This is a genomic window from Clostridium sp. Marseille-P7770 (assembly GCF_902143525.1).
In the GTDB taxonomy this organism is placed as follows: domain Bacteria; phylum Bacillota; class Clostridia; order Lachnospirales; family Lachnospiraceae; genus Pilosibacter.
On the sequence record NZ_CABFVC010000003.1, the window covers coordinates 292,089 to 304,667 of the forward strand.

The window sequence follows — 12,579 nt, forward strand, 5'->3', positions numbered from 1 at the left end:
GAGACGAAATATGGAAGACTTAAGAGAGGTATTAAAACGCAACCGGGCATTGTATGAAAAATATCATGAAAAAATGCCGTATCTCTCGGAATTTGTCATGGGTTATCGCTGGCTCATGGCAGCAGATCAGGATGAGCGGATTTCCCTGGCCCTGCGGGTCGGCGAGGAGAAACCGGCAAGAGAGCAGGCAGCAATCTTAAAGAAATTTCTGGATCGTCCGGCCGATGAAGTTCTGGAAGAGATCATTGATGAGAATGATCCGGAAAAGAGAACCATAGCGGTAGCCCTGTCAAATCTGATGAGCAAGCCGTTTAATACAACGAAACGGCTTGCGGACCGCGGGATTCTCCGCACAGAAGGGCAGAAATTTCCTTACGATGTCGCAGGAAAGAAGGTCGGGATCATCGGATACGGCCTTTACAATAACTTTTTTCTCGGAAAATGCGCCGAATTTCACGCATTTGATTTCCGGAAGGAAAAGGATCTCCTGAGCATCCGGGTCGGAAAAGAGGAGACATTCTATCCGCAGAACATTCACTGGCATCTCGGGGAGAATGCCCTAGAACACATTGATGTGCTGGAAACACTGGATATTGTCATTATGACCGGCTGTACCATCGTGAACGACACGTACCGCGGGATTTTGAATGCATGCAGAAACGCTGAGATCCGCGGGATCTACGGACCAAGTTCCGAACTCAGCCCGGATTATCTGTTTGATCTCGGGTACAACTATATTTTCAGCGCTTCCGTCAGAAATAAAGAGGAGTATCTGAATGCAACTTTCGACGCGCTGCCGAAGGGAAATGACCTGAGTTATATGGATATCTATGAGCTTACAAAACGGCTGCCGGAGGCAGCTGGCGGTCGACAGGAGAATTTCTGCGCGCAGCCATGAAACTGCTGAATCATATGACAGGAGGTCAGGATTTGAAACCGTGTGTATTTGTGATCGCGAATGAACATATTCCGAAAGAGGCAATGACGGTGTCCACCACCGCTCACATGGGGAAGGCGGATCCCGTTCACTATTTTACGCTTGGTCCCGCCACAACGATCAGTGCGGAGACATACGACTGCCCGATCCTTTATATCGGAGCAGGCGGATCCGGGGAATTTCTCCTCGGAGAGCAGGAGAAACATGTCACAGTCCGGAAAAACGAGATCCTTTATGTGGCGCCCGGGACACTCTGCGGCTCCGCCGGAGGGGAGAACGGATTCGTGTATACAGAAATCTTATTAAATGGAGAAAAGGAGATTTCAATGAACAATTTACTGAAAGCAGCGGAGGTGTTCCGCTTAAAAGACATGATCGATTATGAGAAGGACAGCATTGCAAACATCGACCTGGTCGCGGAGAAAAATCTGAAATTCATGATCCTTTCCTTTGACGAAGGCTGCGCTCTTTCCGAACACCGCGCACCCGGAGATGCCCTCTTATTTGCACTGGAAGGCAAAGCAGTTATCGGATATGAGGGAAAACAGTATCCGATTCAGGAAGGAGAGAATTTCCGTTTTGAGAAGAACGGGCTTCACAGCGTGGCGGCAGACGGAAGATTCAAGATGGCACTGCTGCTGGTGAAGGATGCGGAATAAAGGAAAGAAAACTGTATGGAGACATACCGTGTAAAGAAAGGGGCCTGGGATTTAAAACAGAATTCCGGGTCCCTTTTACATTCATGCAGTCCTGCATTTTGTGATAGCAAACGCTTACTTTTCATGAAGGATCCAATCCGTTATATCTGGTCTGCAGTAGGAATAAACGCATATAACAGAATATTTGCACAGAAATCTGGTTGACTGTAATTTTTATTTGCCGTATAATAATGGTTATCTATGGGAAAGCGAGGCATGTCTGAATGATTAAGAGCATGACCGGATTCGGCCGCCACGAGTTAGTGACGGACGAGTGTAAGATTTCAGTAGAGATAAAGGCGGTAAACCACCGGTATCTTGATCTGGGAATTAAGATGCCGAAGAAATTCAATTACTTCGAAGCATCCATGCGTACCCTCTTAAAGGATTATATCCAGAGAGGAAAAGTAGATATATTTGTGACATACGAGGATTATACCGACGCAAAGGTATTCCTCAAATATAACAAGTCTCTTGCACAGGAATATATGGACAGCTTTAAAAAGATGGCTGATGACTTTGATATCGACAATGATGTGAAAGTGTCCATGCTGGCAAGATGCCCGGAAGTCCTCACGATGGAGGAAGTTCCGGAAGATGAAGACCATATGTGGGAGCTCCTGAAAGATGCGCTCTCAAGAGCCTGTGAGGGATTCGTGGAGTCCAGGATCCGCGAGGGCGAGAATTTAAAGAACGATCTCGTAGGAAAGCTCGAATATATGCTGACACTTGTCGACTTTATCGAGGAGCGCTCCCCGAAGGTGATCGCGGAGTACCGCCAGAAGCTGGAAGACAAGGTAAAAGAACTTCTCGCAACCGCATCCGTGGACGAGTCCCGGATCGCAACGGAAGTTACGATCTTTGCAGATAAGATCTGTGTGGATGAGGAGACCGTCCGATTAAGAAGCCACATCGAGGGAATGAAGAAGGAACTTTTAGCCGGCGGCAGTGTCGGAAGAAAGCTCGACTTTATCGCCCAGGAGATGAACCGCGAGGCAAACACGATCCTCTCAAAATCAACGGATCTCGAGATCTCCGACCGCGCGATCCTCTTAAAGACAGAGGTCGAGAAGGTAAGAGAGCAGATCCAGAACATCGAATAAAGCTTGTGTAAACACGGAATGCGGAGCAATCCGCGGTCCGCGAAACCAGCAGAATACATGATTGAGTAATCAGGAGGCATTTGTAATGCAGACAAAAGGAGTCCTCGTTGTAGTTTCCGGATTTTCCGGAGCAGGAAAAGGAACCGTGATGAAGGCGCTCTTGAATAAATATGATAATTACGCGCTTTCTGTATCGGCGACCACGAGAAATCCGAGACCAGGGGAGGAAAATGGAAGAGAGTACTTTTTCCTGACCGAATCCCAGTTCGAGGATATGATCAAAAATGACGAGCTGATCGAACATGCACGTTATGTAGATCATTATTATGGAACACCGAAAAAATATGTGGAAGAAAAGATGGCTGCAGGAAAAGACGTGATCCTTGAGATCGAGATCCAGGGAGCACTCAATATCAAGAAGAAATTCCCAGACGCGCTTCTCGTATTTATCGTACCGCCGACTGCGGAGGACCTGAAAAAACGTCTTACCGGCCGCGGAACTGAGAGCGCGGAAGTGATCGAAAAACGTCTCCGCCGTGCCGCGGAGGAGTCCGACGGAATGGATTCCTATGACTATATCGTAGTCAATGACGATATTGATACCTGCGTGGAAGATCTCCACAGCCTGATCCGCTCCAGCCACTTTAAAGAGTCCGCGAATACGGATCTTGTGGCGAGAATGAAGCAGGAGCTGCACGATATGACAAAATAAAGAATGTATCCGTAAAAATGCTACATGCAAAACCGGATACTTCAGATATTTAAAATTTATAACAAAAAACAGCAAAACTTCTCGCATCTTTACAGATGGAGAGAAAAGCTGCAACCAGGAAACTCATGATCTGAAAGGGGTATATTTTATGTTACATCCGTCTTATACAGACTTAATCGAAGCCGTAAACAGCGACGTTGAGCCGGGCGAGCAGCCGGTCGTTCAGAGCCGTTATTCCATCGTCATCGCAGCATCCAAGCGTGCGAGACAGCTGATCGCTGGTGACAAACCGCTCGTAGCAGGCGCTGCCGGAAAGAAACCGCTGTCCACCGCTGTTCAGGAGCTTTATGAGCAGAAAGTAAAGATCCTCACAGAGGACGAGGAGCCGGAGATCGAGACTGATTTCGAGGTGAAGGAGAGAACTCCGGAAGAGATCAAAAAAGAAGAAGAGTACGCGGAAGAATAAAAGCGATCCGCCCGGCCGTGTGATGCCAAGCCACGGACGGACGAACCGGAGAAATATGTTGGAAAGGAGAGGAAAACGGCTGAATCTGGCTTTAGTTTCCTCTTTTTTTCGCCGGCGGTTTCAAAAATGCCGGATACGGCTGCGGACCGCGAAGCTATACAGAGAAAGGAAAAACAAACAGAATGAATTTACTTTTCATATCACTGGGCTGTGATAAGAACCTTGTCGATACGGAAAAAATGCTGGGAATCCTCGGGAAAGAGGGCTATTCCTTCGTGGATGATGAAAATGAGGCAGATATCGTCGTTGTCAATACCTGCTGCTTTATCGGCGATGCAAAAGAAGAGAGCATCAACACGATCCTTCAGATGGCGGAGTTAAAGAAAACAGGCCGCTTAAAGGCGCTGATCGTAACCGGATGTCTCGCACAGCGCTACAAGCAGGAGATCATTGATGAGATCCCGGAGGTAGATGCGATCCTTGGAACGACTTCCTATGAGGCAGTCGGGGAGGCGATCAAAGAAGTCATGCACGGAGAAACACCGGAGGTCTTCGAGAGCATCGATGCGCCGGTGAGCAAGACTACAGACCGTCTTGTGACGACAGGCGGACATTATGCGTTCTTAAAGATCGCGGAGGGCTGTGACAAGCGCTGCACGTACTGCATCATTCCGTATCTTCGCGGAAAATACCGCAGCGTTCCGATGGAGCAGCTTGTGAAGGAAGCGGAGGAGCTTGCAGAAAAAGGCGTGAAGGAGCTGATCCTGGTCGCTCAGGAGACAACCCTTTACGGAAAAGATCTCTACGGCGAGAAGAAACTTCCGGAGCTTTTAAGACGTCTGGCAGCCGTATCCGGAATCCAGTGGATCCGTCTCCAGTACTGTTATCCGGAGGAGATCACCGATGAGCTCATCGAGACGATCAAGACCGAGGAAAAAGTCTGTAACTATCTGGACATCCCGATTCAGCACGCGAGTGATGCGGTCTTAAAGCGGATGGGCAGAAGAACAAACAATAAAGAGATCCGCGAGCTGATCGCGAAGCTCAGAAGAGAGATCCCGGATATCGCACTCCGCACGACGCTGATCTCCGGTTTCCCGGGAGAAACCGAGGAAGACCACGAGATCCTGATGCAGTTTGTCGATGACATGGAGTTTGACCGTCTTGGCGTGTTCGCGTATTCTCCGGAGGAAGACACCCCGGCCTTCAGCTTTGAAAACCAGGTTCCGGATGAGGTAAAACAGGACCGCCGCGACGAGATCATGGAACTCCAGCAGGAGATCGCTTTCGAGAAATCCGAGGCAATGAAGGGACGCACCCTGGAAGTCATGATCGAGGGCAAGGTTGCCGACGAGAACGCCTATGTGGGCCGCACTTATATGGACAGCCCGAATGTGGACGGACTGATCTTTGTAAACACCGGACTTTCCCTGATGTCCGGAGATTTTCTGAAGGTGCGCGTGACCGGCGCATCCGAGTATGATCTGATTGGGGAGGCAGAGGATGAATTTACCGAATAAACTGACCGTTTTACGTGTGATCATGATCCCGTTTTTTGTAGCTGCACTTCTTTATGACGGCGGTGCAAACCAGAATATGCGCTATGTGGCGGCTGCGATCTTTATCATCGCGAGTCTGACCGATATGCTGGACGGAAAGATCGCGAGAAAGTATAACCTGGTGACAAACTTTGGAAAATTTATGGACCCGCTGGCGGACAAACTTCTTGTCTGCTCTGCCCTGATCTGTATGATCGAGCTCCGTGAACTCCCGGCCTGGATGGTCATCATCATCATCAGCCGTGAATTCATCATCAGCGGTTTCCGCCTTGTGGCTTCCGATAATGGTGTCGTGATCGCAGCGAGCTACTGGGGAAAATTTAAGACAACGTTCCAGATGATCGGAGTGGTACTCCTGATCTTCAACATTCCGGCACTTTCCATGGTGACGACGATCGTGATCTGGATCGCGCTTGCATTGACTGTAATTTCACTTGTTGACTACGTCGTGAAGAATGCCGGCGTCCTTACGGAAGGAAAAATGTGATGATTCGAACAGAACGGGGTTATGCCCAGATCTTTAAAATTTACGGAAAAAGCGAGACAGAGGTAAAAGAGAAACTTCAGGACCTTTTAAGACAGGGCGGTGCGGTCGTGATCTACACGAGACGCCGCGGAAAAGATGTCCACGTTCTCGCTGAGACGGAGGCGGAGGATGAGGAATCCGCAAAGGCAGCCTTAAAACCAGTTGCCAAAGAGATCAAAAAGGCGCTGGGAGATATGTATTATTCCACAAAAGAGAATGAGACGATGGAAGAGACTGTCGTGCGTCTCCTCACAAAATACGGACTCATGGTGACAACCGCAGAGTCCTGCACCGGCGGTATGGTGGCTGCAAAGATCATCAATGTTGCGGGCGCGTCCGATGTATTTGAGCAGGGCTATATCACGTATTCGAATAAGTCAAAGAGAAAGATCCTTGATGTCAGCAAGGCAACATTAAAGAGGTATGGAGCGGTCAGTGAGCAGACTGCAAGAGAGATGGCGCTCGGCGGAGTCCTTGCAGCCGATGCAGATGCCTGTGTGGCCGTAACAGGACTTGCAGGACCGGACGGCGGAACCGACGAGAAACCGGTCGGACTTGTCTATGTTTCCTGCTGTATGAAGGATGATGTGATGGTGGAGGAATGCCACTTCCACGGTACGAGACAGGAGATCCGGGAACATGCGGCTCTGGCGGCACTTGATCTCCTGCGAAGAATGATCGTAAAGTCCAAATGATCGACAGCGTGCATTTTGACACAGTCTGTACAAAAACACGCAGCTCAGTCAGAGCAGCCGCAAAATATATAAGAAATGGGCAGGTGGATCATGCGCTGGTATGAAAGGCTGTATGTCGGGGAAAAGGCGAAAAAGCACAGATATGAGACGATCCAGGCAGTCCGGAACGGACAGGCCTTTGGCTTTTATGTCCTGACACCGGCGGCAGGGGACCGGAATCTTCTGGATATTTACCCGGCACTGACCTTAAAACTTCCTTACTATCAAAAGCAGGATCTTCTGATCGTGGGGATCGCCGAGGATTTCGAAGATGCGTCGATGCTTGCAGGGCGGATCGTTTCTGAGACCTACAAAAAGACCGGCGGATACGATGTGAACTCCTTTCTTTTCGGGAAGGGGTGCTACGAGTGATCCATGTTATACTGATGATCTTGAAGATCATCGGGATCCTTATTCTGTTGATCCTCGGTCTGATCCTTGCGGCAATCCTGCTCATTTTGTTCGTCCCGGTGCGTTATCGGGCAGATATCTCGTTTGACGGGAAACCGGACGGGGAGGCGGCAGTCAGCTGGCTTTTACAGGCTGTCCGGATCCGGGTGAGCTATCACGAACATGCGGATGTATCCGGGCAGGTACTCTGGTTCAAACTGTTTGATATGAGGCTGTGGCCGCCGGAGGATGAAGTCGAAGAGTTTGAATCTGAGTTTGAATCTGATCGGAATGATCCAAAAACGGCAGATGAAGAACCCGGACAGATACTTTCAGAGATAAACGAAATACCGGAGATTCCGGATAGGGGACCCGAAACCGGAACACCGGAAAGCTCTGCTTCGAAACCTTCTTTTTCGGAATCAACTACAGAACAAAAAGCAGATATTCTTGATCTTGAGCTGGAGAAACACGCCGGAAGCAAACTGACGGTTGTTCCAGAAGGTTTAAAGGAAGACGATGAACTCATTGTGCATGCGACAGAGATTTCATCAGGATCAGATGTGCTTCCAGAAGAAGATGCAAAAACTTGCTCTGAAGATCAGCAGATTCCTTCTTCGAAAGGACAACGGAGCGCGACGGAAGAGGAAGATGAATTACTAACTGGTACTTCTTCTCAGAAAACGCCTGCTGCTGATGTGCAGATAACTCAGTCGAATAAAGAAAAGACATCAAAAGAGGAGCGAACAGGATTCGCCGCAAAAATAAGAGAAAAGTTCGCCCAGCTCATAAAGAAACTGCGCGCGCTTTTCACCCGTATCCGCGAGCTTCCGGGAAAGATCAGGAAACTGGCCGACGGGATCTTGAAAAAGAAGATCTCCCTGGAAAAGACATGGAACAGTATTTCGATGTTCTGGCATGATGAACAGAACCAGAAAGCGTTCCGCCTGATCCGGAAACGGATCGGGAAGCTTGTCCGGTATGTGCTTCCGAGAAAACTTTCAGGGCGGATCCATTTCGGATTTGATGATCCTTATGACACGGGACAGGTTCTCACGGCCGTCAGCCCGTTCTATGGCTTTTATGCGAAGACTCTGACTCTTGAACCGGATTTTACAGGAACTGCGCTTGACGGTGAGATCCATTTAAAAGGTCGGATCGCACTGTGGTATCCGCTGTGGACGGCGGCGCGACTGTTTATCAGTAAGGATTTCAGGCGGCTTCTGAGATTTTTGAGGAAAAGAAACGCCAAAAAGCAGAGTAGATAGTTTCCTGCTTTTGCGGATACTTCCTATTATGAACCGGCAAAATCCGTGACGGCTATTGTATTGTGCGAAAATTTTAGTTTATGGTCGTGAAAGTAACTCTGACTGAGATAAAATGTAAATTTAGGAGGAATCGGTATGGCAGAAAATCAGTTTCCATCTACCGTAGATGCACTGTTTAAGGGGATGGATCATTTCATTACATCGAAGACCGTTGTGGGCGAGCCTGTGAAGGTGGATGAGAACACGACGATCATTCCGCTTGTGGACGTGACCTGCGGCATGGCAGCCGGTTCCTTTGCCCAGTCCGCAAAGACAAACGGGGGCGGCGGCATGAGCGCGAAGATGAGCCCGAGCGCGATCCTCGTGATCCAGAACGGCATGACAAAGCTCGTCAACATCAAGCATCAGGATGCCGTCACAAAAGTTCTCGACATGGTCCCGGATCTCGTAAACCGCTTTACCGGCGGAAATGATGTAACTCCGGAGGCAACGGCAAAAGCGGAAGAAATGGCTTCCAAGATGGAGAAAGAAAAATAAATACGGAAAATAAAATTCCCCGGAGCGATTCGGGGAAGCGTTTTATCTGGGAATCATTAGATTTGAGACCGCATAATCTGTCATAGAAATTCCTTTTAGGGAGTATGAGTATGAAGCGATTATGCGGTCTCATGCTGTTCTGCGTGGGTTTTGGTATGACCTGGGCCTTGATATTGCCGACAACCTTTTTTCTTGTGATTACGGCGGCAGCACTTATGATCGTGGGATATAATTTATTTTGTGGGTAAAACAGGACAGATTGAGTGATACCGGATCTGCAATTCTGATTTTTTCGGGCAAAGGAGTCGAAAAACGGCATACCGCATTCTCGCTACTTTCGTGATGAGCAGGTGTGCCAAAATTTTTTATCAAGACGCAGAGCAGACGTTTGCTATATATAAGAACGTTTGATATAATGTAAACACGGAAGTAACTATTCAGTAGGTCTGCGCACTTGCTGCGCTGACCGTAATAAAACATGGGACGGAAGGCAAAAATCTCATCGGCGAAGCCGATCTGGAATGGATTTTTGCTCGTAACTGTGAGGGTACTGAACAGTTACACACGGAAGTATAAAGATGGAAAGGAGGACTTTTATGGGACCAATTTTTGAGGGCGATGGGTGGTTCTGCGTGATAGCGATCATTGTTTCGAAACTTTTAGCGGATATTCCCTGGCTGTCAGCTCAGATGAGACTCCCGGGAATCGTGATGATCTCACTGATTTTTGCCCTGTTTTACGGGCCGGAACCAAAACGGATCTCGAAAAAAGTTTTCATGGGAGGAGTAGTGGGCCTTACGGCTGCTTCGCTGCTTGGAGAACTGGTCGGAAATTTTATTGGAAAAGGTATTTGAATTCAGATCTGAATGAAAAAGGCACCCTCACATGAGGATGCCTTCATTTCATTTCCCTATCTTGTAAAAGGAGGATTAAGCTCTCTCAACGAGACCGGATCTTAAGCAGGAAGTGCATACATACATCTTGCGGGAGCCGCCGTTAACCTTAACCTTTACAGATTTTACATTCGCGTTCCAGATTTTATTGGATCTTCTATGGGAATGGCTTACTCCATTACCAAAGTGAGCCGCCTTTTCGCAAATAGCACATTTAGCCATGATTCCACCTCCTTAATCATTCATACGGTTGGATGCAAAAATCCATAACATGGATATCATAGCAGAAGATTGCGTATTTTGCAAGCAAAATTTTTAAAAATTTCACATTTTTTTGAAAAATAGGTGGAATCCCATGGACAGAGAAAACGGGATATGGTATATTAAGGTTATCAAAGTTCAATAAGAAAGGAACTTTTGCGCCTTGATATCAGGATACGGCGCTTATTATCAGTAGGAATGGAGGCTTAGAGTATGAAGGGATGTATTAACAATAAAATGGGACAGATCCAGATCGACACCGATGTTATCGCTCTTTATGCCGGCACGACAGCGGTAGAATGCTTTGGAATCGTGGGAATGGCTGCAGTAAGTATGAAAGACGGTCTGGTTAAGCTTTTAAAGAGAGAAAGCCTGACTCACGGAATCAATGTTACGATCAACAATAATGCAATTGACATCGACTTCCACGTAATCGTATCCTATGGCGTCAGCATCTCGACCGTAGCGGATAACCTGATCGAGAGTGTGAAATACAAAGTAGAAGAGTTCACGGGAATGCCGGTCGAGAAGATCAACATCTTTGTTGAAGGCGTTCGAGTGATAGATTAAGGAGGAAGTAAGATCCATGGAATTAAAGTCCGTAGATGCCGCTCTCTTACAGAAGGCGGTTCTGGCCGCAGCAAAAGGCCTTGAGGCAAAAAAAGAATGGATTAATGAATTAAACGTATTTCCGGTTCCGGACGGAGATACGGGCACGAATATGACCATGACGATCATGGCGGCTGCGAGAGAAGTGGCAGCGATCGAAAATCCGACAATGGAATCCATCGCGAAAGCCCTCTCATCCGGTTCCTTAAGAGGCGCCCGCGGTAACTCCGGCGTTATCTTATCCCAGTTATTCCGCGGCTTTACAAAGGAGATCAAGGAATCCAATGAGATTACCGTGACAACTCTGGCAAACGCGTTTACCCGCGCGACTGAGACTGCTTATAAAGCAGTTATGAAGCCGAAGGAAGGTACGATCTTAACAGTTGCAAAGGGAATGGCAGAAAAGGCCGTTGATCTTGCGACACAGACTGACGATGTGATCGACTTCCTGACCCAGGTGATCGAGGAAGGTGACTATGTATTAAGCCAGACTCCGGAGATGCTCCCGGTATTAAAACAGGCGGGTGTAGTTGACTCCGGCGGACAGGGCCTGATGCAGGTCATGAAAGGCGGTCTTGACGGTCTTTTAGGAAAAGGAATCCCGTTTGATGCGGTCGCTCCGGCCTCCGGAAATGAAGGATCCGCAAAGCCGAAGGTGGCTGCAGGAAGTGATGATCTTTCTACATCGGATATTAAATACGGCTACTGCACTGAGTTCATCGTAAACGTGGAAAAACCGTACGATATGGAGGAAGAGCAGAAGTTTAAAGGATATCTGGAATCCATCGGTGACTGTGTTGTCGTTGTCTCCGATGACGATATCATCAAAGTCCATGTTCACACGAACCATCCGGGTCTCGCGTTCGAGAAAGGCTTAACCTACGGTTCCCTTTCCAGAATGAAGATCGACAATATGCGCGAGGAGCACCACGAGCGTCTGATCCAGAACGCGTCAAACGTTGCCCAGACACCGGATGCCCCGGCGGAGGCAAAAGAAGAAGCTCCGGCTGCAGATGAGCCGAGAAAGCCATACGGATTTATCGCTGTCTCCATCGGCGAAGGTCTCGGCGAGATCTTTAAGGGGATCGGTGCCGACTATCTGATCGAGGGCGGCCAGACGATGAACCCGAGTACCGAAGATATGTTAAATGCCATCGATAAGGTCAACGCTGACGTGATCTATATCCTTCCGAACAACAAGAACATCATTCTTGCCGCAGAGCAGGCAAAGAGTCTTGTGGAAGATAAGAAGATCTTCGTCGTTCCGTCAAAGACCGTACCGCAGGGAATCGCAGCTCTCATCAACTTCCTCCCGGATCTTTCTCCGGAAGAGAACCTTGAGAACATGACTGCTGAGATGGGACATATCCGTACCGGCCAGATCACCTACGCAGTCCGCAATACAAACATTGACGGAATGGAGATCCACGAGGGCGATATCATGGGAATCGGCGATTCCGGCATGCTGGCAGTCGGTCAGGATGTGGAGGAGACGGTTCTTGAAACCTTAAAACGCATGGTGGATGATGAATCAGAACTCATCAGCGTCTACTACGGCGAAGATGTGACGGAAGAGAAGGCCGAAGCGCTCGTAAAGAAGGCGCAGGAAGCATTCCCGAACTGTGAAGTGGAATTAAACGACGGCGGTCAGCCGATCTATTATTACCTGCTCTCTGTAGAGTAAGCAGAAAAGTGTCCCGGAAATTGCAGGAACCGCTCAGAGTGTTTCTGTACGATCCTGTATTTCCCGACATATGTACAACGACAGAAAAAGCTGCTCCTTTTGGTCATGAGACCTGACGAGGCAGCTTTTTCCGTTGCCGCCCGGTTGAAAGGAATAGTCCGCGGCGGATCCTGGCATGCAGATATGAGACCAGAAGAAATGA

The 12,579-nt window shown here is 48.4% G+C and carries 15 protein-coding genes; 14 read left to right on the top strand and 1 reads right to left on the bottom strand.

The window, feature by feature from the left end:
* Nucleotides 1-10: 10 nt before the first annotated feature.
* The 12 genes from FN001_RS08475 (at nt 11) to FN001_RS08530 (ending at nt 9,784) form a co-directional block, all read left to right on the top strand.
* Nucleotides 11-898: a Rossmann-like domain-containing protein gene (locus FN001_RS08475; protein ID WP_142411532.1), complete on the top strand. Its 888-nt coding sequence runs from the start codon at nt 11-13 to the stop codon at nt 896-898.
* A 32-nt stretch (nt 899-930) separates the two neighbouring features.
* Nucleotides 931-1,596, top strand: coding sequence for a cupin domain-containing protein (locus FN001_RS08480; RefSeq protein ID WP_243022350.1), 666 nt, complete (start codon nt 931-933; stop codon nt 1,594-1,596).
* A 263-nt stretch (nt 1,597-1,859) separates the two neighbouring features.
* Nucleotides 1,860-2,738 (top strand): YicC/YloC family endoribonuclease, encoded by an 879-nt coding sequence (locus FN001_RS08485; protein WP_118298142.1) that lies wholly within the window; start codon nt 1,860-1,862, stop codon nt 2,736-2,738.
* Nucleotides 2,739-2,823: 85 nt separating this feature from the next.
* Nucleotides 2,824-3,450: a guanylate kinase gene (gene gmk, locus FN001_RS08490; protein ID WP_118298143.1), complete on the top strand. Its 627-nt coding sequence runs from the start codon at nt 2,824-2,826 to the stop codon at nt 3,448-3,450.
* Between the two features lie 148 nt (nt 3,451-3,598).
* Nucleotides 3,599-3,916 carry a DNA-directed RNA polymerase subunit omega gene (gene rpoZ / locus FN001_RS08495; protein WP_118298144.1) on the top strand — a complete coding sequence of 106 codons (318 nt, stop codon included), beginning with the start codon at nt 3,599-3,601 and terminating at the stop codon, nt 3,914-3,916.
* Between the two features lie 182 nt (nt 3,917-4,098).
* The gene (gene rimO, locus FN001_RS08500) at nt 4,099-5,436 is read left to right on the top strand and encodes a 30S ribosomal protein S12 methylthiotransferase RimO (protein ID WP_118321029.1); all 1,338 of its coding nucleotides are present in this window, start codon (nt 4,099-4,101) and stop codon (nt 5,434-5,436) included.
* Nucleotides 5,420-5,962, top strand: a complete 543-nt coding sequence (gene pgsA, locus FN001_RS08505) for a CDP-diacylglycerol--glycerol-3-phosphate 3-phosphatidyltransferase (protein WP_142411533.1) — start codon at nt 5,420-5,422, stop codon at nt 5,960-5,962. Before rimO ends, pgsA begins: the two co-directional genes overlap by 17 nt.
* A complete protein-coding gene (locus FN001_RS08510; protein ID WP_142411534.1) occupies nt 5,962-6,696 on the top strand; it encodes a nicotinamide-nucleotide amidohydrolase family protein in 735 nt (244 codons plus the stop codon). The genes pgsA and FN001_RS08510 overlap by 1 nt, the downstream gene beginning before the upstream one ends.
* A gap of 90 nt (nt 6,697-6,786) precedes the next feature.
* Nucleotides 6,787-7,107: a hypothetical protein gene (locus FN001_RS08515; protein WP_142411535.1), complete on the top strand. Its 321-nt coding sequence runs from the start codon at nt 6,787-6,789 to the stop codon at nt 7,105-7,107.
* A complete protein-coding gene (locus FN001_RS08520) occupies nt 7,104-8,393 on the top strand; it encodes a hypothetical protein (protein WP_142411536.1) in 1,290 nt (429 codons plus the stop codon). The genes FN001_RS08515 and FN001_RS08520 overlap by 4 nt, the downstream gene beginning before the upstream one ends.
* 135 nt (nt 8,394-8,528) lie before the next feature.
* Entirely contained in the window at nt 8,529-8,930 is a 402-nt protein-coding gene (locus FN001_RS08525) for a GerW family sporulation protein (RefSeq protein WP_142411537.1), read from the top strand.
* Nucleotides 8,931-9,526: 596 nt separating this feature from the next.
* Nucleotides 9,527-9,784 carry a hypothetical protein gene (locus FN001_RS08530; protein ID WP_142411538.1) on the top strand — a complete coding sequence of 86 codons (258 nt, stop codon included), beginning with the start codon at nt 9,527-9,529 and terminating at the stop codon, nt 9,782-9,784.
* Between the two features lie 75 nt (nt 9,785-9,859).
* Here FN001_RS08530 and rpmB read toward each other — a convergent pair whose 3' ends face one another.
* Nucleotides 9,860-10,045 (bottom strand): 50S ribosomal protein L28, encoded by a 186-nt coding sequence (rpmB, locus tag FN001_RS08535; protein ID WP_015554580.1) that lies wholly within the window; start codon nt 10,043-10,045, stop codon nt 9,860-9,862.
* A 252-nt stretch (nt 10,046-10,297) separates the two neighbouring features.
* Here rpmB and FN001_RS08540 point away from each other — a divergent pair, with 252 nt between their 5' ends.
* Both FN001_RS08540 and FN001_RS08545 read left to right on the top strand, forming a co-directional pair.
* Nucleotides 10,298-10,654 carry an Asp23/Gls24 family envelope stress response protein gene (locus FN001_RS08540; protein WP_118298152.1) on the top strand — a complete coding sequence of 119 codons (357 nt, stop codon included), beginning with the start codon at nt 10,298-10,300 and terminating at the stop codon, nt 10,652-10,654.
* Between the two features lie 16 nt (nt 10,655-10,670).
* Nucleotides 10,671-12,377 (top strand): DAK2 domain-containing protein, encoded by a 1,707-nt coding sequence (locus tag FN001_RS08545; protein WP_118514091.1) that lies wholly within the window; start codon nt 10,671-10,673, stop codon nt 12,375-12,377.
* Nucleotides 12,378-12,579 lie beyond the last annotated feature (202 nt).

Excerpts from the sequence above, each read along its gene's own strand:
- FN001_RS08475 (WP_142411532.1), top strand. The coding sequence starts at position 11 with ATGGAAGACTTAAGAGAGGTATTAAAACGCAACCGGGCATTGTATGAA.
- pgsA (WP_142411533.1), top strand. The coding sequence starts at position 5,420 with ATGAATTTACCGAATAAACTGACCGTTTTACGTGTGATCATGATCCCG.
- FN001_RS08545 (WP_118514091.1), top strand. The coding sequence starts at position 10,671 with ATGGAATTAAAGTCCGTAGATGCCGCTCTCTTACAGAAGGCGGTTCTG.
- FN001_RS08525 (WP_142411537.1), top strand. The coding sequence starts at position 8,529 with ATGGCAGAAAATCAGTTTCCATCTACCGTAGATGCACTGTTTAAGGGG.
- gmk (WP_118298143.1), top strand. The coding sequence starts at position 2,824 with ATGCAGACAAAAGGAGTCCTCGTTGTAGTTTCCGGATTTTCCGGAGCA.
- FN001_RS08485 (WP_118298142.1), top strand. The coding sequence starts at position 1,860 with ATGATTAAGAGCATGACCGGATTCGGCCGCCACGAGTTAGTGACGGAC.
- rpmB (WP_015554580.1), bottom strand. The coding sequence starts at position 10,045 with ATGGCTAAATGTGCTATTTGCGAAAAGGCGGCTCACTTTGGTAATGGA.
- FN001_RS08530 (WP_142411538.1), top strand. The coding sequence starts at position 9,527 with ATGGGACCAATTTTTGAGGGCGATGGGTGGTTCTGCGTGATAGCGATC.
- rpoZ (WP_118298144.1), top strand. The coding sequence starts at position 3,599 with ATGTTACATCCGTCTTATACAGACTTAATCGAAGCCGTAAACAGCGAC.
- rimO (WP_118321029.1), top strand. The coding sequence starts at position 4,099 with ATGAATTTACTTTTCATATCACTGGGCTGTGATAAGAACCTTGTCGAT.
- FN001_RS08510 (WP_142411534.1), top strand. The coding sequence starts at position 5,962 with ATGATTCGAACAGAACGGGGTTATGCCCAGATCTTTAAAATTTACGGA.
- FN001_RS08515 (WP_142411535.1), top strand. The coding sequence starts at position 6,787 with ATGCGCTGGTATGAAAGGCTGTATGTCGGGGAAAAGGCGAAAAAGCAC.
- FN001_RS08540 (WP_118298152.1), top strand. The coding sequence starts at position 10,298 with ATGAAGGGATGTATTAACAATAAAATGGGACAGATCCAGATCGACACC.